We start from the raw sequence: 20,130 nt of genomic DNA, 5'->3' as shown, positions 1-20,130 counted from the left end.
GGGGCGGGCCGCCAACCCCTTGTCCGTTTCTTGCCTAAATCCGGGTAACCAATTCCAGGAGCGCGGAATTATAGGCAGTCACAGTCGCCGTGAAGATTCGTGTTGAAATGGTCCGCATGCCGAAGCGGTACTTGTTCTGGTTGGACACGGGGGGCACCGCTTTTGCCGTGTCGAGTTGCGTTGATACAAAGTCTCCGAATCGGGCTCCGCATTCCGCTGTCCAGGTACGAATCCGGAAGAGCTGTCGAGGTGTGTTCTTTCGCCGAGAGGCGGTTGGCCGCATGAAGTTGCCACCAATTCCGTTCGTGCGGATTGGCCAGGGCCGGTCAAGTTGTGAGACGCGGCGGCCACGGGAGTTTTCGCGGGAGGGTTGCTCAGGCCAACACTCAATTCAGGATAAATTGTTGATGATCCTTATGATTCGAACGTCGATAGTGGTGCTATTCTTGGCATGTGTAGCTTCCTCTTCTTTGGCGAAGCTGACCTCTGATCAGCTCGAGCAAGCGAGAAAATGGATCGCCACGCCAAGGCAGTCTCGTCCCTCGGTTGAGTCGCTAGATTTGCCCAGCGACCTCTCGAAGCAGGATGCCGCGCTGGTCAAGGAACAGTTGTGGCATCTGGTGAGCGAGCAGTTGCAGAAAGATTCTCCTCTGTCAGCGCTGCCGGATGAGGTGCATAGCAGAGTACAGCAAGGCCAGCTGCGCATCGACATCGAGACGCTTGAGCTTGGCGAGTTCACTATGCCGTACGTCGTGATTCGCCGCGAGCAGCAACATCCTCCTGCAGCGGGACGGCCACTATTCATCTGTCTGCACGGGGGCGGAGCCAATCCCGATGCGGAAGGCCCGCACGCTTGGCCAATGAATACTCAAGAAATGCAGGCTCAGATTCAATTGGCCGTGCAAGTTTATCCGTCCGAGGGGATTTACTGGATCCCTCGCATGGCCGACGACCGACTGGGGCGTTGGTGGCACTATCACAATCAGCAGGCCTACGACTTGGTGATCAACCACGCGATCTCTCAGTGGGGAGTAGACCCCAACCGCGTGTACTTCCTCGGTGTTTCCGAAGGTGGCTATGCGACTGATGTCGTGGTCCCCTTCATGGCCGATCGCTTTGCTGGTGCGAGTGCCATGGCCGCTGGGGTTGCTTTGGGTAATCCACCCGAGAACCTGCGAAACGTTGCCTTTCGGACTGACGTGGGCGCAATGGACGACATGTTCGACCGCAGGCCCCTGGCGGTGGCGTTTCATCAGGAGCTCGACAAACTACACGACGCTGACCCCGCCGGCTATCAGCATAGTATTAACGTCCAAACCGGGCGTGGCCACGGAATCGACTATCGCCCCGGACCTGGCTGGATCGCGAAGCAAAGCCGCACGCCGTTCCCGAAGACGCTCGAATGGATCGATCAGCCGCTGGAAGGTCACCGACGCGAGCGTTTCTATTGGGTCGAATGGGAGTCGGAGGATCGCACGGGGCGTAATCACATTCGTGCGATTGCAAGTCGTGAAGAGAATTGCATCGAACTCGTGGCCGAGCAACTGTCCAAGCAAACGCCGGAGGGACATCCAACGCACATCAAGCGGCCCGAGTCCAATCCGCAGTCGCTCAGTGGTGCCAGGTTGACGCTGCTGCTTTCGGACGAGCTGGTGGACTTGGACAACGAGGTCGAGGTCATAGTTAATGGCGAGGCACTTGCCTCCATTCGCCCGCACCGCAGTGCCGGCGATTTGCTGGCAACGTTGGTCCAGCGTCCTGACCCATCGATGTCTGCCACATTTCGATTCGAGGTGAAAATTCCTTAGCAGCCGCGGACGTTCGATCTCGTGGGCCGCTCGAACCACCTGACAGGTTAGTCCAGGCGGTTGGTGGTGCGTCGCAGTCTTGTATGGGTGATAGCGAGTGCCGCGATGCCCAGTAGTACCAGACTGCTGGATTCTGGCACGTTGGTGGTTCCTACGACTACACCGGTCGAAGCTGCGCTGCCGAACTGATTCTTCCAGATGGCGTAGTCCGCCGCATTCACCAAGTTGTCGTAGTTGCCATCAGCGGCAAGGTTGGCACCGGCGTCGCCAAGCGAATTACGCCACACCGTGTAGTCGGCCAAGTCAACCAGACCATCTCCATTGAAGTCCCCGGTCTCGGCAAGCACTAAAGCGGCGGCCGAAAGTTGCAGCTCATACAGTTGCATGCTGCTGGTCGAACCGCTAACACGGGCGTAGTAGGTGCCGGCCGAGGATAACTCGAGGTTTGAGAGTTGCTCAACTCCCCCAAGGCCGGTTTCGTTTGCCAGCTTGAGCAACGTTGTCCCGTCCGTATCGTACAGGGCGAGTTGCAGATCATTTCGCGAATTCGCGTCGAATGCCGATTCGGCGCCCCCCTCCACCGCCTGGCTGAATACGCCTCCCAGCGGAGTCAGCGTTAGGTCGACAAGCGAAGCGGCGTCGATCGTAAAGGAGTAATAGTCGTAATCCGTGGATTCCGAGATGCTGACGAAGTCGGACTCCGTGGCCAGTACTGTCTGGCCACCTGTTGCATCGGTTCCAATTGCAAGGTCTCCACCCGAGACCAATTGTCCCAGGTCCGTGGCCCGCAGGTAGCTGCCATTACCCAGGCCGTTGTTTGATTTTTCGTAGGCGTCGCCGTACAGGCCTTGGATTCCGCGAATTTCATCGAGCTGTGGCCCGTCGATGCTTAGATTGATGGTTGGCTCCATGAGCAGCGACTCACTGGAAGACTCAACGTGCAGCAGTCCTAATGCGTGGCCTATCTCGTGCATTAGCACGTTTCGCAGTTGTAGATAGTTGTTCGACGAATTGGAATAAAAAGTCGTCTCGCCCGTGTCGACCACCAGGTCCCCAATGTCCGGCAAGTAGGCATAGGCTAGCGTGCCATTTGTTCCATCGAGGTAAGCCCCACCGATGCGAATGTCGCCGCGGGTGCCGAGCACACCACTGGATGTCTCCAGAGAACTGCCCGTGTCGTTCGGCTCATAAACAAACGTCAGGCCCGACAAATCGGACCAGCGAGTGAACGACTCTTCCACCAATGAAAACCAGGGGCGATTGGTGAGATCCGTGCTATTGGCCGAGACATTAAATAGGTCGTCCAGGTAGTTAATTAGGTTGCTATTCTCTTCCCCAGGAATCCTAGTGCCATCGGGCACAAGGCTCCATGCCAGGGTGGCGGGATCGCCATAGTTGCCCGTACTGCCCGATGTGGTTGTCGACCAGCGATCGTCGGGCACGTAAGCCAGCGATGACGCGGCGCAGGCGAAAGTCAAGATGCCTAGTGCGACGCGTTTGTTGAAAGTGTGAGACCACATGCCTCGAGTATCCTTGTGTGAGGCTGCAATGTTTGGCCGATCTTCTCTTGCTCGGTTTCTAGGCGGATAATCGACGAAATCGCTCGTGCAACTGCGAAAAATCTCGGCCACTGGCTGCGGACTCCTTGCTACATCTCCAACAGTAGTCGTGACCCACTGGCCTTAGTGTTGTCGATACAAGGAATCCTTAGCACGAACTATGGTGGCTTCGTCGTGTTAGCCGAGACACCGTGCTGTTCGCCCGCTACCTCGCACAAACGTCAACAGGGCCCCGCTGATAGTAGGGTGTAGCGTAGCGAGTCCATCGTTTCGCATCCATTGCAGTCTGCAAGAATCTGCAGGAGTAGATGCGGCGGGCGTATAACCGAGGGTGGAATGTCTGCAACGCGGCGCAAGTCAGTCCATCCGAGAGGTTACTCACACCAATCGGACTCCATTGAAGCTACTCAGCTTGTTTTAAGGGGCAGCGCACGCCAGAAGTACGCGCCTGCCACAGAATAGAGACACGGAGATGAGTAGAAGTTGGTTGGAAACGGGCGTGGGGACCATGCTCGCCATGGACGACTCCTTCGACATCGCCACCGCACCGAAATGCAGCTTCCAAACCTCGTAGTCTGCTGCATTAACGACCCCGTCATAGTTCGCGTCGGCAGACAGTCCAGCGCCGAGTTGCCCCAAGGAGTTGCGCCAGACCACGTAGTCGGCAATGCCGACGAGGCCGTCGCGATTGAAATCGCCCGGCAGTTGGGTGGCTGCCAGATAGTGGGTCAGGAGTTCGTTGTCGGTGAGAGCCCGGTCGTATACGGCGGTTTCGTCGATGAGCCCGGGCAGTCGAAAGTCGCTGGAGGTGCTGAACTGGGCACCCAACCATAGATCCGCGGTGGCGGAATGAATCGAGCTAGGGACGCTGCCGCTTGCCTCTGTTTCCTCGTGAACTAATTGTCCGTTAACGTACAGTCTCATAAAGTCATCGGGCTTGAAGACCCCGGCCACGTGAATCCACTCTCCAATGGTAAGTGGTGTGTCGTCGACAATATCGCGAGCGGACCCGAAGGTGCCGTCGGGAGAGATAACCATGCCGAGCGCACCCACTCCACCATTCTGCAAATTGACGTACAGGTTATAGCCACGCTGGTTGCCGGAGCCTTGGTACTTGGCAACAATGCCGCCATTGCCTTCAGGATACTCGTCCAGCTTGATCCAAGCCTCCATGGTCAATTCGCCAGTAATATCGATCTGAGGCGAATCGGCGATGGATACGTACGAGATTTCACCATCAAGATGGGCGGAACGGTTGTCGCTTGACATCCCATAGAAGCCGGCCGAGGGGCGGGGGCCGGGCTGCCCTATGTTTGCCGGCCCCGCACTTGCCCCCAGACCGACGTAAAGTCCATTCAGGCTTTCATCAACCGCGGCACTGGGTGCCACGATTCCACCTGTTTGCCCAAGGCGCCAATAGCCCACGGGGCCATCGGCGAGCACCACGGACGAGTAGATCGACACATCATCGGACCCCAGTGGTTCCAGGTCGTCCGGCAGTGTTTCGACGGCCGCCGTTTGGTAGAGCTTGGGGTCGGTAAAGATGTCGGTCCATTGGCTTCCTGTGCTGTCGGGGAATTCTTCGGGCGCCATTTGATTGAGCAGTCCAAAGCCTCCGACCTTCGCCAGCGTTTCATGCATGGTTGGCCCGCTGGCCAGGAACCCATTGATACTACCGGCAAGATACACTCCGAAGTTTTCCACGGCGGAATCGATTTCAGCCGACCGATAGGTGGGAGAGTGCGACCTCATGAATTTCAAACCGTAAAGTGCGTCGAGGTCCATGTAGCCGCTATTGCCATTGCCGAATCGCCCGCTGGGCAGTTGCATGGACAAGATGCGATCGATTACCCGCTCGGGCTCGGGGAATTCACGTCCCCAGTGTTCGTAGATGGGCCAAATGTGAGCTCCTCCGCCAAGTCCCTGTACATCGCTGCTCGGTTGTTGGCCGATCCGCCACCAACCGGTGCCGGAATCAACATTGGTGTCTAGCCAGTCGAATACAGTGTCGCGCCATTCATCGCTCGCTCCGCTACTCAGACTGTAGACATGCAAGCCGCCCCAAAACTTGTGGGACTCCGACCACTGATTGGTCCAGTTGATGCTGTTCTGCAGATAGCCGCTCACCTCGTCTGGTTGGTCGAACGGAGCGTATAAGGGTGTGGCCGGATAGAGTTGCTTACCGCCCAGTGGCCCCAATGCTCCTATGGTCATTCCGTTGGCATGCAACTGGTGGTGTCCGTAGGTGGAACTGTAGGTTCCATTCGCCAACGCGAAGGAGTGCAGATGATTGATCCACTCAGTGCGCTGCTGATTAGAGAGCGACTGAGTGAAATCTTCGCCCATCAACGTTCGCGAGATCACGACATCGAGCGAGGCATAGTAGTCGGGACTGTTATCGGTCGAGCGCATCCGATACTGGCCGTAGGGTTCGGCGGCGAGTCGACGGCTCTCGAAAAAAGTCTCAAATGCAGGGCGGATTGTCGCCAGATCGACGATTTGTTCGGCCCTGGTGGACGCAGTCACCAGGGTCACGCAGCCCAGCAGTACGCAGGCTCTCCCCGAACTCTGAGATAGCGACATAGGTTCGCTTCCTCGCGCATGCAAGAGTATCAGGATCTGTTAAGAGTGGCTACCCACCTCAGCGGACGACGGTAGGTTAGCAACAGAAGTAGTGATGTTGCCGAGCCTAGTAGTAGAGAGCCAGGTTCGGGCACCGCGGTGAGCATAAGACTATTCCCCGACACGGAAAGTCGATAGCCGTTCGAGAATTCGGGGCTCAACGTGAATCCCTCATCAACGAGCTCGCCTGCCGTAAGCAAAGCATACGACTGGCCCGATGTTGGTTGGAAACTATCGGGCAAGGCGGGGGCGATCGTGCCAGACAGGCTGGCCATACCGGTGACCGAAGGCGCCTTGGTCTCTCCGAAGCCCAGCGACAACGCTCCATCGCTAATTAAATCGCCACCGATCTGGGCCGATGACGAAAGTGCAAGCGATCCGGAGTTAATGATGGTCCCTCCGTCGGTGGGCAGCACTCGATAGTCGAAACTAACGGTGCCGTCGCCTGCAATAGTGAGGTCGTTGCCATTGAGATCTACGGTGCCTTCGAAGCTCAGGCTGCCAGAAGAAACGGTCAGCGTGGTATCATCATCGAACCGTATGTTTGTCTGCAGCAAGTGGTCGCCTTGCAGCACGTTGATCTCAGCAGATCCCGCGTCGGTCCGCATGATCATCGTGGAAAAGCTGGCGATCGCATATTGTTGGGCGCTGTCGATGTTTAATTCGCCAACGACCATGGGGTCTTCGTGGTAAATCGTCTGGGGCGACGTAATTACATTCCCCAGATTCACCACCACCCCAGTTCGGTTTGGTACGGAAGCCTGCGACCAATTGGCGATGCTACCCCAATTGCCGGAGCCGTTGATGTTCCATGTGTATGCACCGGAAGAAGCACCGACGGCCGCTTCGAAATGAGACTGAATTTCACCGGCTGATAGGGCTGTGTCGTAGACGGCCACTTCGTCGATTCGTCCTTCAAAGCCCCAGAGATTATCGCCCGAGAACTGATGTCCGATCCAAAACTCCCCGACCCCGTCGAAGATCTCGGTGGTGGCGACAACCTCCTGCGCAGACAGTTCGCCGTTCACGTAGAGCGACATCGTGGTGGTGCTTTGATCGTAGGTGGCGGCAATGTAAGTCCACTCTCCCAGCGCAATGTCGGTTTCGGAGTTGATCTGGGATGTGGAGGCAAATGTCCCCGATTGTCCGATGACAAAACCAACCCGACCTGGGACCGGGTCGTAGAACAAGTTGTAGGAGCGATTGTTGCCGTCGCCGACGTACTTGGAGACGATACCCTCATTGCCCCCGCTGTCGGTCTGTGCATCTCGGTTCACCCAGGCTTCCAGTGTCAGGCTACCCGTAATGTCGAGAGGATTGGGCGTTACGGCGTCGTCTGTAACCTCGAGTCGACCGAAGCCCGAAATAGGATGGCCAAAGTGTACTGCTAAGTTGTCGGTGGCGAAGCCATCGATGACATAGCCGCCGGCAATGTCACCGGGGCGAGGTCCCACTTGCCCTATGTTGTTGGGACCGGTGTCTCCGAAGTTGTCGATGTTCTGAATTGCGGCATCGATTCCCGTCACGCTGGTCGAATTCTCGGCGAAGAAGGTCAGTCCGTCCCCTTGTTCATTCAGCTGGTAGTAGGCGGTGGGCCCGCTCGACAGCACGGTAGAGTTGTACTGGGCTCGCGAAGCGGATGGCCACATAAGCAGCAGCAGGGCGGTCGCAAGCGGGACAACTGCTCGCCGTCCGCGCCGCCAGTAGAGTAGCCCAATGACGACCATCAATCCCAGAGATGCAGGCTCTGGTACTGCTTGGGAGCTGCTGGATGCGGCCGAATTGTCCATTCCGAAGTTCTGTTTCCAGACTAGGTAGTCGTTGGTGTCGATGCCGTCTACCCCATCACCGTTGTTGTTGATGGCCGAATCGTCGCCGGCACCGAGGTTGTTGCGCCATACGGTGTAGTCGGCAAGATCTACCATGCCATCGCCATTGAAGTCGCCATCCAATGCCATGCTTACACTCAACACGAGGCTATTGCCGACGACCGACAAAGAAAACATATCGCTACTCGGTCCGCCGAGCGTGATACCGTTGTCGATGAGTGTAGTGGCTGACAAGACGGTGAACGATTCATCGCCGGAGAGCGCGTACCCGTTGTAGAGTTCTACAGCCAGTACGCCAGATAGTGTCGCTGTGCCGGTGATGTCGAAGAAATCAAACTCCCCTGCCTTTTCACCAGCGATATCGATATCCAATGTTCCCGTGCTGGTGAGGTTGGCTGCGAAGTCGACACTACCTCCAGTGCCTAGCGTGCCTTCGTTGATCACGGTGGCGCCTCCGGTAGAGGTCACGCTGTTTGAGATGTTCCACGTGCCCGACAGGATATTGAGGTTATTGCTTCCCATGTCGAGTTCGCCGGTGAGATTGACAAAGCCCTCGCTGAGATCGGTCTCGGAATCCAGCACCAGGTCGACTGCAATGGTGTGCGTGCCCGAGGCGGTGACCTGGGCGTTTTCTGAATCGGCCGAGAGCGTGATGCTGCCAGTACCGGCCAGCATGTACTGATTGCCGTTGGAAATGGTTAGGCCCTTGATGGTGATATCATCGTTGGTGAAGACGACGCGAGGTTCGCTGATTGAGTTACCTAGCACCGCGACCTGCTGATTGTTATTCGGCACTGTGTTGAAGCTCCAGTTGCCGGAGGCGTTCCAGTCGCCCGACGAATCGACGTTCCATGAGAACGAGGTAGGGATGTTGGTCGTGGCTGCTTCGTAGTGCTCGAGAATGCGCGTGGCGGTAAGTGGGTAGTCGTAGACGGCGACCTCGTCGATCGTGCCTTCAAAGGTCCAGTTATTGGCGGTGGTGAACTGCTGACCAATCCAGAAATCGGCTGCCCCAGTGTACAGGCTTGTCAGAGGCGTGGTTCGGTTGGCCACCAGATTTCCGTTGGCGTAGATGCTCATGTTGGCCGATCCTGTGCCCATGGGCTCTAGCGTTGCTGCGACATGCACCCATTCCTGCAACGGCACGTCGTAGTCGACCGCTTCGAGTACACCGTTCGCACTGTCGAAGTTGCCATCGTCGCTAATAGCGAATCCGAAGCCGTTGATGTCGTCGTCGTAATACAAGTTGTACGCGCGAGCTTCGGCGCCATCGGGGCTGGCCGTATCGTCTTGATAGCGAGCCACGATGCCCTCGTTGTCGGAGCCGGACACGATGGGAAGGTCGCGATAGATCCACGCCTCGAGCGTCAAGCCGGTGGAACCATCTAGGGCCAGGGGATTTGCTCCCTCTGTATCCCAGGGCACTTCTACACCGGGGAAGTCAGGCGCTGTGAGTGGCGATAGCCGCACTGCTTTGTTGTCCGCCCCGAATCCGTCGATTGCAAAGCCCCCGGCCAGATCGCCGAGACGTGGGCCGGCCTGAGCGATGTTGTTGACCCCTGTGTCGGTACCGAGGTTCAAGAAGGTGCCGTCCACCGCCATGCCGAGCGAGCCGCTGTTGGTCGCGATGGTCCCCGACGTCTCCTCCAAACGGTAGTAGGCAATCGGGGAATCGGAGAATACTTCGTTGGAGTACTGGCCGAATGCGACGGACGCGTTCAGTCCCGCAACCAACATGGACGCGAGCAAGGCAGAGTAAGTTCGAAGCATCGACGGATCCTTGGTCGAGACGGTCGTTGAGACCAGCGGTGGTGCGAAGCGATCAACGGTCCCGCCACTCGCGGGGCGCGAATGCGGTGGTTTGAAGTGGCGCGATATCAGACTAATTGCGAGAAGCATCGCAATCCAGTAATAATCTACGTCGCAGGCCAAATGCTGCTGCGCCGAGCACTGCTATAGCAATGGTACTGGGTTCCGGGATGGCCGCGGCATAGTGGCTTGCGACCGCTTCGGCGCTCAGTGGGTAGTCGTACACAGCCACTTCGTCGATGTTCCCCTCAAAGGTCCATTGGTCGGAGTTGGTGTACTGCCTTCCGATCCAGAAATCGGATTGACCGGTGTAGATGGAGGTCTTGGTGGTTTCCTTGCTGGCGACAACCTCTCCGTTGACATACATCGTCAACATGCCAGGATCACCCGGGTTCACGAGCGCTGGGGGGGCATAGGTGCCGACCACATGCAACCATTCATCCAACGGAACGTCGTATTCGCTCGCCATGAGCTGGTCGGCGTCGGAAAAGTTGCCAAGGTCGGTGATGATAAAGGAAAAGGCATTGTCTTCGTCGTCGTAAACAAGCAAATAGGAGCGTGCCTCCATGCCATCGGGGCTCGCGGTGTTATCCTGATAGCGCCCCACAATGCCTTCGCTGTCGTTGCTGGTTTCGATCGACTGAGGTGCACGCTTGACCCATGCCTCGAGCGTGAGACCGGTGGAGCCGTCGATGGCCAGCGGGTCGGAGGCACTCCACGGACGGACCACTGCCGGGTTGTCGCCACCCCCTTCTTCAGGATCAAGGACGATTGAGCGATTCGTGGCGTCGAAGCCGGGCAGGTCGGGGCCAGGCTGATTGTAGTCGCTGGTATTCGTCGAAGTGGCGCCGGGAATGAATTCGTAGGTGGCGTCGACGCCCGCCGCACTACCGCTACTGGCGGCTGTGGTGCCAGACGTCTCGTTGAGACGGTAGTACGCTAGTGGATTGTCGGCGAGGACAGCGTCGCTGTAGGTGCCAGCGGTACTGGAAGAAGTCGCGACCAGTAACAAAGCAAGAAAAGTAGTGGTGGCAACGGGGAGGGACAGTCGCAAATCTTGGATGGTCATTAGAACAAGGCCTCCGCTAGAGATGAACATCAGTAGAAAGGGTACATTCCGCCATCTTCTCGCAAGATTGCACTGTGGAGCTTGTGTCGAATAGCTTCCGACAGTCGGCAGCAACCAAGTGCACTAACAACTAAAAGGCGCGACAGTCTATTTCTGGACACCGAAACTGGGGAATTAAAAAGGTTAGAAAAAGTTTGCGATTTGATGCCCATCCCCGTACGCTGTTGGCGGGTGAGAATTCTGCGATTGGGTACAAATCTTCGTCCAACTCCCGTCCGACGCGCCTTATATCGTTAGGAGCTGCTGATGCCAACGAAGCCGACATCCGACGATTCGGGTACGAAGACCACCTGCGCAACCGTTCCAGCCGAGGTCACTGAAGTAATGCGTGAAAGTGCGAATGGCTTGGAAGGGGACTCGGACCACGGCTTGTCGAGCATGGATAAAGCCAATTTCATTCGCTTGTGGGCCGCACATAAGCGGAGAGTATACGCCTATGTGCTGAGCCTGGTGCCAAACTGGGCCGACGCGGATGAGGTGTTTCAGGAGACAAACATTCGTCTGTGGCGAGACTTTTCTCGCTTCGACGGCGAGACCGATTTCGGCACCTGGGCGATAAGTGTCGCTTACTATCAAGTGCTCACGTGGCGCAAACGCCAGTCACGCAATCGCCTGGTGTTCGATGACGAGACCATCAATGCGATCGCGGAGCAACATGGCAACTTGTTGCCGGTTACCGATGCCCGCTTTGGAGCGCTGCGCGACTGTTTTCAGGAACTGCATGACAGACAGCGAGAGCTTATTACCAGGTTCTACGCACCCGGGACGAGTGTCGACGAATTGGGACGCTCCATCGGCAAAACACGCGCGGCTGTATATAAGGCTCTGCAGCGTATCAGAGCTTCGCTTCGAAACTGTATAGAGCGAAGACTGAAACGAGACCACTTAGCATGAAAGAACTTCCTCAAAAAAGCGAAGGTCGCATTAGTCGGCTCGATCAGCTGCTGACATTGCAGCTAAATGGCGAGGCGACCCAGGCCGATTCAGACGAGCTGAATCGACTGCTGCAATCGGAGCCGGAGGCTATATCGGACTATGTGGAACTGGTAACCGATTCGTCCGTCTTCAGAGGATTTAGCGAAGCCGCGTCTTACTGCGCTGGACCGGGACGTGAAAGTGAGGACGCCGGTGGCAAACCGTTGACGCTGCTGGATCGATCAGTGCGATCGCGCATGCACCAGCGGGCGCCGCTGGCCTACATTGTCACAGCGGCAAGCATTTTTTTAGCGGTGGTGCTATTGCTCTCGCGCAATGATGACAACACCACTTCCGTAGCCGCTGGTGGCGAAGGTGGTGTGACCAACACACTTGTATCGGCCGACAGGTCGGCTACCGTTGGAAATGGTTCTGCTTCTCGCGGAGCGGAGGAAGGTGTGCCGAAGGCCGTAACTGGCGAAGTGGCCACCGTGATTCGAGCGGATGATGTGGTCTGGGCCAAGGACAATATCGACGTTGATGAGCTTACTCGTGTTTCTGTCGGGCAGACGCTTCACCTGACTTCGGGCGAACTCGAGTTGGTATTCGACCGCTCGGTCAGAATGAGAGTTCGGGGCCCCGCGCTTTTGGAGCTGCGCTCTCCGACGGAAGTCTACAGCCGCTTTGGTGTCCTGTCGGCCAGGGTCGGTAAAGCCGGCAGAGGCTTTGCGATTGAGACACCCAATGGCCGCATTGTCGACTTGGGTACCGAGTTTGGAGTGGCCGTCGATGAGAAAGGTTCCACGGCGGTGGCGGTGTTCCGCGGCGCCGTCGATCTGATGTACGGCCCACAGGATAATCTCTTGAAGCCCAGTGTGACGCGTCGCCTTGTGCAAGGTCAGGCTCTCACCATGGATCTGGATGGGTCGATGCGTCGCCTGGTGTCGTACGACGATTCGCAGTTTCCGACCTTTCGCAATGACCTGCCATTGGAAGCCGGCAGACCTTCCAGCATCTTCACGAACGTTAGCGATAACATTCGTGATGGAATTGGCGCGAAATCGTACCGGATTGTTCCCGGCGGTCTGCGTGAAGACGTGTTGGCCTATGTTGACCGTCAGCATCAATGGAATGGTGTCGATTCGAGCGGTATCCCATCGATTCTTCAAGGCGCCGATTACATCATGCCGTTCAACGGTGACAAAGGTCGGTCCAATTTGAGCGTGGAGGTCACGGTAGGCCGACCCTCTCGTTTGTTCGTGTTCATGAGTCCCATTGCAAAAGTGCCAGAGTGGTTGACCGACGAATTTACCAAGACCGATATGCAAATTGGCTTGGACGAATCGGGTGAGTATGCCCTGGTCGATGGCTATGAACTAGCAAGGGGGCCAGGCAAGGCGATCGATACGAAGTTCTTTGTTTGGCAACGAGACGTTGACTACCCCACCACTGTCGTCCTGGGCAGTGTCAGGCAGGCCCGGCGTGGAACGGGTTACTGCATGTACGGTATCGCGGCGGTGCCTCTCGAGGTCGCGCGACATTACGACGCAAAGAGCAACTAGCGTTGTTGCTATTGCTTGCTAACTACCAAGCTGGGAGAACTTGGATGATGCTGCGTAAACACCTACCGCATCGCAATATCGGCTTTACTTTAGTCGAATTGCTAGTGGTGATTGCCATTATCGGGATTCTAGTTGCCCTGCTCTTGCCGGCCGTGCAGGCCGCCCGAGAGGCCGCTCGCCGTACACAGTGCGTGAATAATCTGAAGCAGTTGGGGCTCGCGCTGCACAACCACCTGACCGCCAAGGGTACCTTACCAACCGGTGGCTATAAGTGCGAGATTAAAGGGTTCTTCGACTCCGTGATTCCCTATGTCGAAGACGAAGTGTTGTTCGATCAGCTCGAAAAGACGGGCAATCGCTGGGCTGGATACGGTACCCCCGGCACCAAGAATGCAGCGTTACTGCAGTCCTGGTCGCCCTCCTACTTATGGTGTCCCACCAGCACGTTGCCGCAACGCGTGGTGCTGGACGAAGACAACCTGAATCCGCTCTACGAAGGTCATGTGATGCCCATGTACGTAGCGATTTCTGGCGCCACTGACAACAAGATCAATAGCCCCGAGTATCGAGAAGTTGTACCAGTGCAGCGTGGACTGCTCTCGCGCAATGGACTGTTTTACGCGGATAGCTTGTTGAAACCCAAGCGAATTACGGATGGCCTTTCCAACACCATGGCAATGGGCGAACAATCGGGGTGGGGATTCGAGCAAAACAATCCGGAGAAGCAAAGGGACATTCGTAGCTGTGCCACGGGTGGGGTGTTTTCGAGTTCCTGCGATGGTCAGATGTCAGGCCATGGAGTGGATCCCGTGCCGTTGGATGACGTTCGAGGTACGGATGTATTCCTCTATAACATGACGACGCTACGGTACCCCATTAACAACACCGACTGGCTCAGCGTGCGACAAGCTGGCAAGTCGCACTTTGGTGAATTCAATAAGAGCCTTACCTCCGATCACCCTGGCGGAGTGAACGTTCTTATTGCCGATGGCAGCGTTCGATTCCTGACCAATGATACGTCCATGGAAGCGCTGCGACGGTTAGGCTGCCGGTACGATGGCTTGGTCTCCGTCGAATAGTTCCCTTTTTCTCTTTTGGTCCTGATATGCCCAAGCAATCGAATGTACGTCCATTCCTCGCTGCGGCGTGCGTCTGCGTAGCGTTGATGGCAGCCACCGCCATTGGTTGCGGGCGAACAGATAATGGAACTGGCGAGGTCCACGGGCAAGTCACATTCAATCAGCAGCCGATTGGCAAAGCACATATAATGTTTGAGAGTGGCGACATCGGCAGCGTCCTTGCGGTACCACTTGATTCTGATGGTTCCTTCCACGTCGACGAACTGAAGACTGGTGAGTACGTCGTGGCGGTAGTCCCACCCGATACGCAGGGCGGGCGCGAGATTGGCGATTTCGATGGATCTAAGCCCTTGGCCCAACAGAGGTCTACCACGAGGGAGAATATTCCCGCCAAGTTTAGCAGCACCCTTACCAGTCCCTTACGGCATACGGTGGTTGAAGGGGAAAGCGAGTTCAGCGTCGATCTGGCGGATTAGACGGAAACCTGTCTGAACCAGAGAGTTTGAGATGCAGCGAATCATGAACAGTACCAGTCGTCGCGATTTCTTACGCCACACCACCGCCGCCGTTTCGGTTATGGCTATGGGAGCCAGCCCGCTGCTGGCCCGCGATTCGGTGGATCGACTCCCACCGGTGCGACGCATTACCGGTGGGCCGAAGCACCACTGGTTTGGTTACTACGACAAATGGCAGTTTAGCGAAGACAATCGGTTTGTCCTCAGCAACCAGGTCGACTTCGAACACCGCTCGCCCACCGCGGATGACGTGATCCGGGTTGGCATGGTCGATACTGAGAACGGCGATGAGTGGATTGAATTGGGCGAATCAAAAGCCTGGGGATGGCAGCAGGGGTGTATGCTGCAATGGATCCCGAACAGACGCCACGAGGTGATCTGGAACGACCGCCAGGACGATCAGTATGTGTCGCACATTCTGGATGTTGAAACAAACGAAAAGCGGACGCTTCCCTATCCGATCTATAACGTCAGCCCCGATGGTAAGTTTGCCATTACCACCGACTTTGCCCGGCTGAATGATCGCCGCCCTGGATATGGCTACGCCGGGGTGCCGGACAAGAACAAATCAGTTGGAGCCCCTGAGGATTCCGGTTTGTGGATCGTTGACTTGGACAGCGGTGAGCGTAAGCTCATCATGAGCCTGGCACAAGCGATTGAAATTCCCTTTGAGGGCTCTGAGCGGCTGGGATTTGCGGACGACTCCTTGCATTGGTTCAACCACTTGCTGTTCAATACCGATGGGTCGCGCATCTGGTTCCTGCAACGCTGGACTGTTGGCCGCGGCTGGGCAACACGGGCGTTTACCATCAATCCTGATGGCACCGATCCGTACGTGCTGGATCCTTATGGGCAGACGTCTCACTTCATTTGGCGCGATCCACAGCACGTGATGGCCTGGGCATGGCATCCCTCGCATGGCAACAAATTCTATCTTTACAAAGACAGAACGAATGAAGTGCACCCTGTCGGCCCCGACGTGATGACACAGAACGGGCATAACACCTATCTGCCTAAGTCCAACAGCCAGTGGGTTCTAAACGATACTTACCCCGATTCAAAGCGGCTGCAACATCCATACCTGTACCATATCCCCACCAATCGCAAGTTGCCGCTAGGGCACTTCCCGAGTCCCGCCGAATATAAGGGCGAATGGCGATGCGATACCCACCCCCGTGCCAGCCGCGATGGCCGCACCGTCTGTATTGATTCACCCCACGATATGGGCCGACAACTCTACCTGATTGACGTCAGCGAGATCATCGGTTGATCGGCTGGCGTCGAATGCTCTTGTGCTAGTCCTTAAGTTCCCCCGCCCCGCTACCGATATGCGCCTACGCCGTCCAATCCTCGTCACGATCGCCACTGGCCTGCTGTTGGTCGCGGGAGAAGGTGTTTGTGCCGAAACGACTATCGATTTCAATCGTGATGTTCGGCCGATTCTGTCCACACATTGCTTCCACTGTCACGGGCCAGATGCCGAATCACGCGCGGCAGACTTGCGGTTGGACCTTGAGGAACATGCCAAGTCTGAGGAATTGGGCACACCAGCCATCGTCGCTGGGCAACCTGATGAAAGCGAGCTTGTACGCCGCATTGAAACCGCAGACGACGGGGAGCGTATGCCGCCAAGTGACGCTGGCAAGCAACTTTCCGCCGAGGAGATCGCGACGCTCAGGGAGTGGATTGCCGCAGGCGGAACGTATTCCGAAGCGTGGGCCTACCTGAAACCCGTTGATGCGGGACGATCGCCCCCCGGCGGTGACAAATGGGAGACGCATTGGATCGACACTTATGTCCATGAAACCATGCGCGACAGTGGCATGGCTCCTTCGCCCGACGCAGACCGAATCACATTGATTCGCCGGCTTAGCTTCGATCTCACCGGCTTGCCGCCTACTCCTGAAGAGGTTCGAGCGTTTCTGGCAGATCAGTCGCCCGACGCCTACGAAACACTGGTCGATCGACTATTGGCGTCGCCACGATACGGCGAGCGAATGGCCATGTTCTGGCTCGATTTGGTTCGCTATGCGGACACGGTCGGCTACCACGGCGACCAGAACCACCATGCGAGCCCTTACCGCGACTGGGTGATCAATGCATTTAACAACAATATGCGGTTCGACGATTTTACCGTCGCGCAGTTGGCTGGCGACTTTCTGCCCAGTGACGAAGAGCAGAACCTGATTGCTTCGGGCTACAACCGCCTGCTGCAGACCAATCACGAAGGTGGAGTGCAGGTGAAAGAGTACACGGCCATCTACGCAGCGGATCGCGTGCGAAATCTCTCTGCCGTGTGGATGGCGTCGACCATGGGCTGCTGCCAATGCCATGATCACAAGTACGATCCTCTCTCTACCAAGGAGTTTTACTCGCTCGCTGCGTTCTTCGCCGATATCGACGACACGCACCATCTAACCTACATCGTCAACCGGGAATTCACGCTGCGTCGTCCAGAGATCACAGTTCTAAGCGACGAGGAAGAAGCTGCGATCGCGCGATTGGAGAAGGAAGCGGATCGAATTCGTCAGGCATCCAAAGCAAAGGTGTTGGCCAATACCGTGAGCGTAGAATCGCCACAGAAGCGACTGGCGGAGATCGATGCCGAAGTGGAAAAGATCATGAAGTCGGCCCGGCGAATTATGATCACCAAACACACCACCCCACGCGTGACGCGAGTCCTGCCGCGGGGCAACTGGATGGACGATACTGGCGAGATTGTCGAGCCCGCGGTACCCGCAACATTTGGCCAGCTCGAGGTCGAGGGTCGGCGAGCGACGCGACTTGATCTCGCAAAGTGGTTATGTGACGACAGCCAGGGAATAGGAGGTCTGACAGCACGGGTGATGGTCAACCGATTCTGGGCACTCGCGTTCGGCAAGGGGCTAGCGCCGAATTTGGAGGATTTCGGCGCGCAAGGCGAACCGCCGTCACATTCCAAGCTGCTCGACGCATTGGCGGTCGAATTTGTCGAAAGCGGTTGGGACATCAAGCATATGATGCGTACCATTGTCCTCAGTCGGACCTATCGGCAAGCGTCCAACGTCAATGGGCAAATGTTAGAGATCGATCCCTACAATCGATGGCTCGCGCGTCAAGCACGATTCCGGCTGCCGGCTGAGATGATACGTGACAACGCGCTCTCGATCTCGGGATTGATTGTCCATGAAATTGGTGGCGCAAGCATCAAGCCTTATCAACCGGAGGGGCACTACAGGCATTTGAACTTTCCTAAGCGAAAGTACCATGCCCACTCCGACGAACGCCAATGGCGGCGCGGTGTCTACATGCACTGGCAGCGACAGTTTCTGCACCCGATGCTGGCGGCATTTGATGCACCCAACCGCGAGCAGTGTACGGCAGAAAGACCCCGTTCTAATACGCCACTTGCCTCGCTGACGCTGATGAACGATCCATCCTTCGTCGAAGCGGCACGAGGCCTAGCCGCAAGAGTCCTGCTGATACCGGCCAACAGTGACGCGGATCGGGTCGACGCCGCCTTCGAGCTGGCGACCTCTCGTCAGCCGGAGCAGGACGAGCGAGACAAGTTGCTTGACTGTCTGGCCGAGTGTCGGCAAGACTTCGCGAATCACCCCGCGAACGCCAAGCAGTTGCTGGGCGTGGGGCTCGCCCCTGTGAATGAGTCCCTGGAGACGACGGAGCTGGCTGCATGGACTGCTGTAAGTCGAGTGCTCTTGAACCTGAGTGAAACCAATGCACGGAACTGACTCCAACTGCAAATCCACTGCTGGTCGTACGTCCATCTCCGCCCGTCGGACTTTTCTGAAGCAGTCGGGCGTGGGATTGGGGATCGGCGCATTGGGAGCGCTGCTGGCAGACGATAGTCGCGGCGCCACGGCTACACGTCTGCCTACTGACGCTCTAGCGGGTTTGCCTCACCATCGCCCGCGTGTCAAGCGAGTTATCTTTCTATGTATGGCCGGTGGACCCTCGCATCTTGAAACATTTGACTTCAAGACCGAACTGGTGCGACGCGATCGCGAGCCGATGCCCACTTCGCTCACCGAGGGCCAGCCGATCGCTCAGTTGCAGTCGAAGGAGCTGAGGATCCTTGCACCCCGAGCGAGGTTTGTCCCCTGCGGTCAGAGCGGGCAGAGGATCAGTGATTTGCTACCCTGGCATCGAAAAATGGCGGACGACATCTGTGTGGTTAACTCGATGGTGACCGAGCAGATCAATCACGATCCGGCCCACACGTTTCTCAATACTGGGACGATTACGCCAAATCGGCCGAGCATGGGGGCTTGGGTGACCTACGGTCTTGGCAGCGAAACCCTGGACCTTCCTGCGTTCGTGGTGCTTACTAGCCAAGGGGGGCGTAACCCTCAGCCGATTGCTTCGCGCCAGTGGGCAAGTGGCAATCTGCCAAGCCGCTATCAGGGTGTGCAGTTCAATGCAGCCGGAGCTCCGGTGCACTATGTTCAGAACCCACCCGGCGTAAGTCAACGCGCTCAGCGCCGATTGGTGGATACGGTCGGCGATTTCGACAAACAGCTGTACCGCAGAGTGGGAGATCCAGAGATTGCGACGCGCCTGGCCGCGTATGAGATGGCGTTTCGTATGCAAACGGCCGTTCCGGAGTTAATGGACCTGTCTGGTGAGCCGCAACACGTCTTCGACGCCTACCAAGCCACGCCCGGTGACGGGTCCTTCGCCTCGAATTGTATCATGGCTCGGCGACTGGCTGAGCGTGGCGTCAGGTTTATCCAGCTATATCACCGGGGTTGGGATCACCACGACAATCTCGACAAATACATGAAGCAGTGTTGCGAGCTGACCGATCGCCCCGCCTTCGCGTTGATTAATGATCTCAAGGAGCGCGGGATGCTCGACGAGACGCTGGTGATCTGGGGCGGTGAATTTGGTCGCACACCCATGTCGCAGGGAAGCGATCGGTCAAAGATCGGGCGCGATCACCACATTAAGGGTTTTTCGATGTGGCTCTCAGGAGGTGGCATTCAAGGAGGTACCACCTACGGCAAGACTGACGACTTTGGCTACCATGCGACAGAAAATCCGGTTCACATCCGCGACCTGCACGCCACGATGCTCGACATGCTTGGCATCGACTATCGCCGGTTCAGTGTTCGATCACAAGGACTCGACGTTCGCCTCACTGGCGTTGAAGAGCCAAAGGTGTTGACCAACGAGTGGACCTAGAGGGCTTTACTCTTTGGTGTACCGGTTTGGCTTGTTGTGTCGGCCTGCTTTCGCGGGTGCAGCGGAAGACCAGTTGGCAACTTGTCGAAGCCAGGGGGCCGAAACTTCGCCCGGTTTTCATC

12 protein-coding genes are annotated in these 20,130 nt (G+C 56.9%); 8 read left to right on the top strand and 4 right to left on the bottom strand.

What is annotated here, in order from left to right:
* Nucleotides 1-407: 407 nt before the first annotated feature.
* Nucleotides 408-1,808, top strand: coding sequence for an alpha/beta hydrolase family protein (locus NG895_RS24580; RefSeq protein WP_252855199.1), 1,401 nt, complete (start codon nt 408-410; stop codon nt 1,806-1,808).
* 47 nt (nt 1,809-1,855) lie between these two features.
* On the opposite strand, the gene NG895_RS24575 is transcribed toward NG895_RS24580, so the two are convergent.
* The 4 genes from NG895_RS24575 to NG895_RS24560 all read right to left on the bottom strand — a co-directional run bounded on the left by NG895_RS24575 (nt 1,856) and on the right by NG895_RS24560 (nt 10,696).
* Nucleotides 1,856-3,328, bottom strand: coding sequence for a matrixin family metalloprotease (locus NG895_RS24575; protein ID WP_252855198.1), 1,473 nt, complete (start codon nt 3,326-3,328; stop codon nt 1,856-1,858).
* Nucleotides 3,329-3,784: 456 nt separating this feature from the next.
* Complete coding sequence (locus NG895_RS24570) at nt 3,785-5,950, bottom strand: LamG-like jellyroll fold domain-containing protein (protein ID WP_252855197.1); 2,166 nt, start codon at nt 5,948-5,950, stop codon at nt 3,785-3,787.
* A 29-nt stretch (nt 5,951-5,979) separates the two neighbouring features.
* A complete protein-coding gene (locus NG895_RS24565) occupies nt 5,980-9,588 on the bottom strand; it encodes a LamG domain-containing protein (RefSeq protein WP_252855196.1) in 3,609 nt (1,202 codons plus the stop codon).
* 112 nt (nt 9,589-9,700) lie between these two features.
* Nucleotides 9,701-10,696, bottom strand: a complete 996-nt coding sequence (locus tag NG895_RS24560) for a LamG-like jellyroll fold domain-containing protein (RefSeq protein ID WP_252855195.1) — start codon at nt 10,694-10,696, stop codon at nt 9,701-9,703.
* 306 nt (nt 10,697-11,002) lie between these two features.
* On the opposite strand from NG895_RS24560, the gene NG895_RS24555 reads away from it, so the two are divergent.
* The 7 genes from NG895_RS24555 to NG895_RS24525 are packed head-to-tail and all read left to right on the top strand — an operon-like array spanning nt 11,003 to nt 20,008.
* Nucleotides 11,003-11,650 carry a sigma-70 family RNA polymerase sigma factor gene (locus NG895_RS24555; protein ID WP_252855194.1) on the top strand — a complete coding sequence of 216 codons (648 nt, stop codon included), beginning with the start codon at nt 11,003-11,005 and terminating at the stop codon, nt 11,648-11,650.
* Nucleotides 11,647-13,233: a FecR domain-containing protein gene (locus tag NG895_RS24550; RefSeq protein ID WP_252855193.1), complete on the top strand. Its 1,587-nt coding sequence runs from the start codon at nt 11,647-11,649 to the stop codon at nt 13,231-13,233. Before NG895_RS24555 ends, NG895_RS24550 begins: the two co-directional genes overlap by 4 nt.
* A 47-nt stretch (nt 13,234-13,280) precedes the next feature.
* Complete coding sequence (locus NG895_RS24545; protein WP_425267260.1) at nt 13,281-14,312, top strand: DUF1559 family PulG-like putative transporter; 1,032 nt, start codon at nt 13,281-13,283, stop codon at nt 14,310-14,312.
* Nucleotides 14,313-14,338: 26 nt separating this feature from the next.
* A complete protein-coding gene (locus NG895_RS24540; RefSeq protein ID WP_252855191.1) occupies nt 14,339-14,788 on the top strand; it encodes a carboxypeptidase-like regulatory domain-containing protein in 450 nt (149 codons plus the stop codon).
* 31 nt (nt 14,789-14,819) lie between these two features.
* Nucleotides 14,820-16,097 (top strand): twin-arginine translocation signal domain-containing protein, encoded by a 1,278-nt coding sequence (locus NG895_RS24535; RefSeq protein ID WP_252855190.1) that lies wholly within the window; start codon nt 14,820-14,822, stop codon nt 16,095-16,097.
* Between the two features lie 58 nt (nt 16,098-16,155).
* Complete coding sequence (locus NG895_RS24530; RefSeq protein ID WP_252855189.1) at nt 16,156-18,555, top strand: PSD1 and planctomycete cytochrome C domain-containing protein; 2,400 nt, start codon at nt 16,156-16,158, stop codon at nt 18,553-18,555.
* A complete protein-coding gene (locus NG895_RS24525; RefSeq protein WP_252855188.1) occupies nt 18,542-20,008 on the top strand; it encodes a DUF1501 domain-containing protein in 1,467 nt (488 codons plus the stop codon). The genes NG895_RS24530 and NG895_RS24525 overlap by 14 nt, the downstream gene beginning before the upstream one ends.
* The last annotated feature ends 122 nt before the right edge of the window (nt 20,009-20,130 follow it).

This window comes from Aeoliella straminimaris (assembly GCF_024054565.1).
GTDB classification, from domain to species: Bacteria; Planctomycetota; Planctomycetia; order Pirellulales; family Lacipirellulaceae; genus Aeoliella; species Aeoliella straminimaris.
Note: the sequence above shows the minus strand (reverse complement) of the source record. Positions and strands in the feature narration are given on the sequence as shown.

Coding starts and splice junctions, on each gene's coding strand:
- NG895_RS24580 (WP_252855199.1), top strand. CDS start 408: ATGATCCTTATGATTCGAACGTCGATAGTGGTGCTATTCTTGGCATGT.
- NG895_RS24575 (WP_252855198.1), bottom strand. CDS start 3,328: ATGTGGTCTCACACTTTCAACAAACGCGTCGCACTAGGCATCTTGACT.
- NG895_RS24570 (WP_252855197.1), bottom strand. CDS start 5,950: ATGTCGCTATCTCAGAGTTCGGGGAGAGCCTGCGTACTGCTGGGCTGC.
- NG895_RS24565 (WP_252855196.1), bottom strand. CDS start 9,588: ATGCTTCGAACTTACTCTGCCTTGCTCGCGTCCATGTTGGTTGCGGGA.
- NG895_RS24560 (WP_252855195.1), bottom strand. CDS start 10,696: ATGACCATCCAAGATTTGCGACTGTCCCTCCCCGTTGCCACCACTACT.
- NG895_RS24555 (WP_252855194.1), top strand. CDS start 11,003: ATGCCAACGAAGCCGACATCCGACGATTCGGGTACGAAGACCACCTGC.
- NG895_RS24550 (WP_252855193.1), top strand. CDS start 11,647: ATGAAAGAACTTCCTCAAAAAAGCGAAGGTCGCATTAGTCGGCTCGAT.
- NG895_RS24545 (WP_425267260.1), top strand. CDS start 13,281: ATGCTGCGTAAACACCTACCGCATCGCAATATCGGCTTTACTTTAGTC.
- NG895_RS24540 (WP_252855191.1), top strand. CDS start 14,339: ATGCCCAAGCAATCGAATGTACGTCCATTCCTCGCTGCGGCGTGCGTC.
- NG895_RS24535 (WP_252855190.1), top strand. CDS start 14,820: ATGCAGCGAATCATGAACAGTACCAGTCGTCGCGATTTCTTACGCCAC.
- NG895_RS24530 (WP_252855189.1), top strand. CDS start 16,156: ATGCGCCTACGCCGTCCAATCCTCGTCACGATCGCCACTGGCCTGCTG.
- NG895_RS24525 (WP_252855188.1), top strand. CDS start 18,542: ATGCACGGAACTGACTCCAACTGCAAATCCACTGCTGGTCGTACGTCC.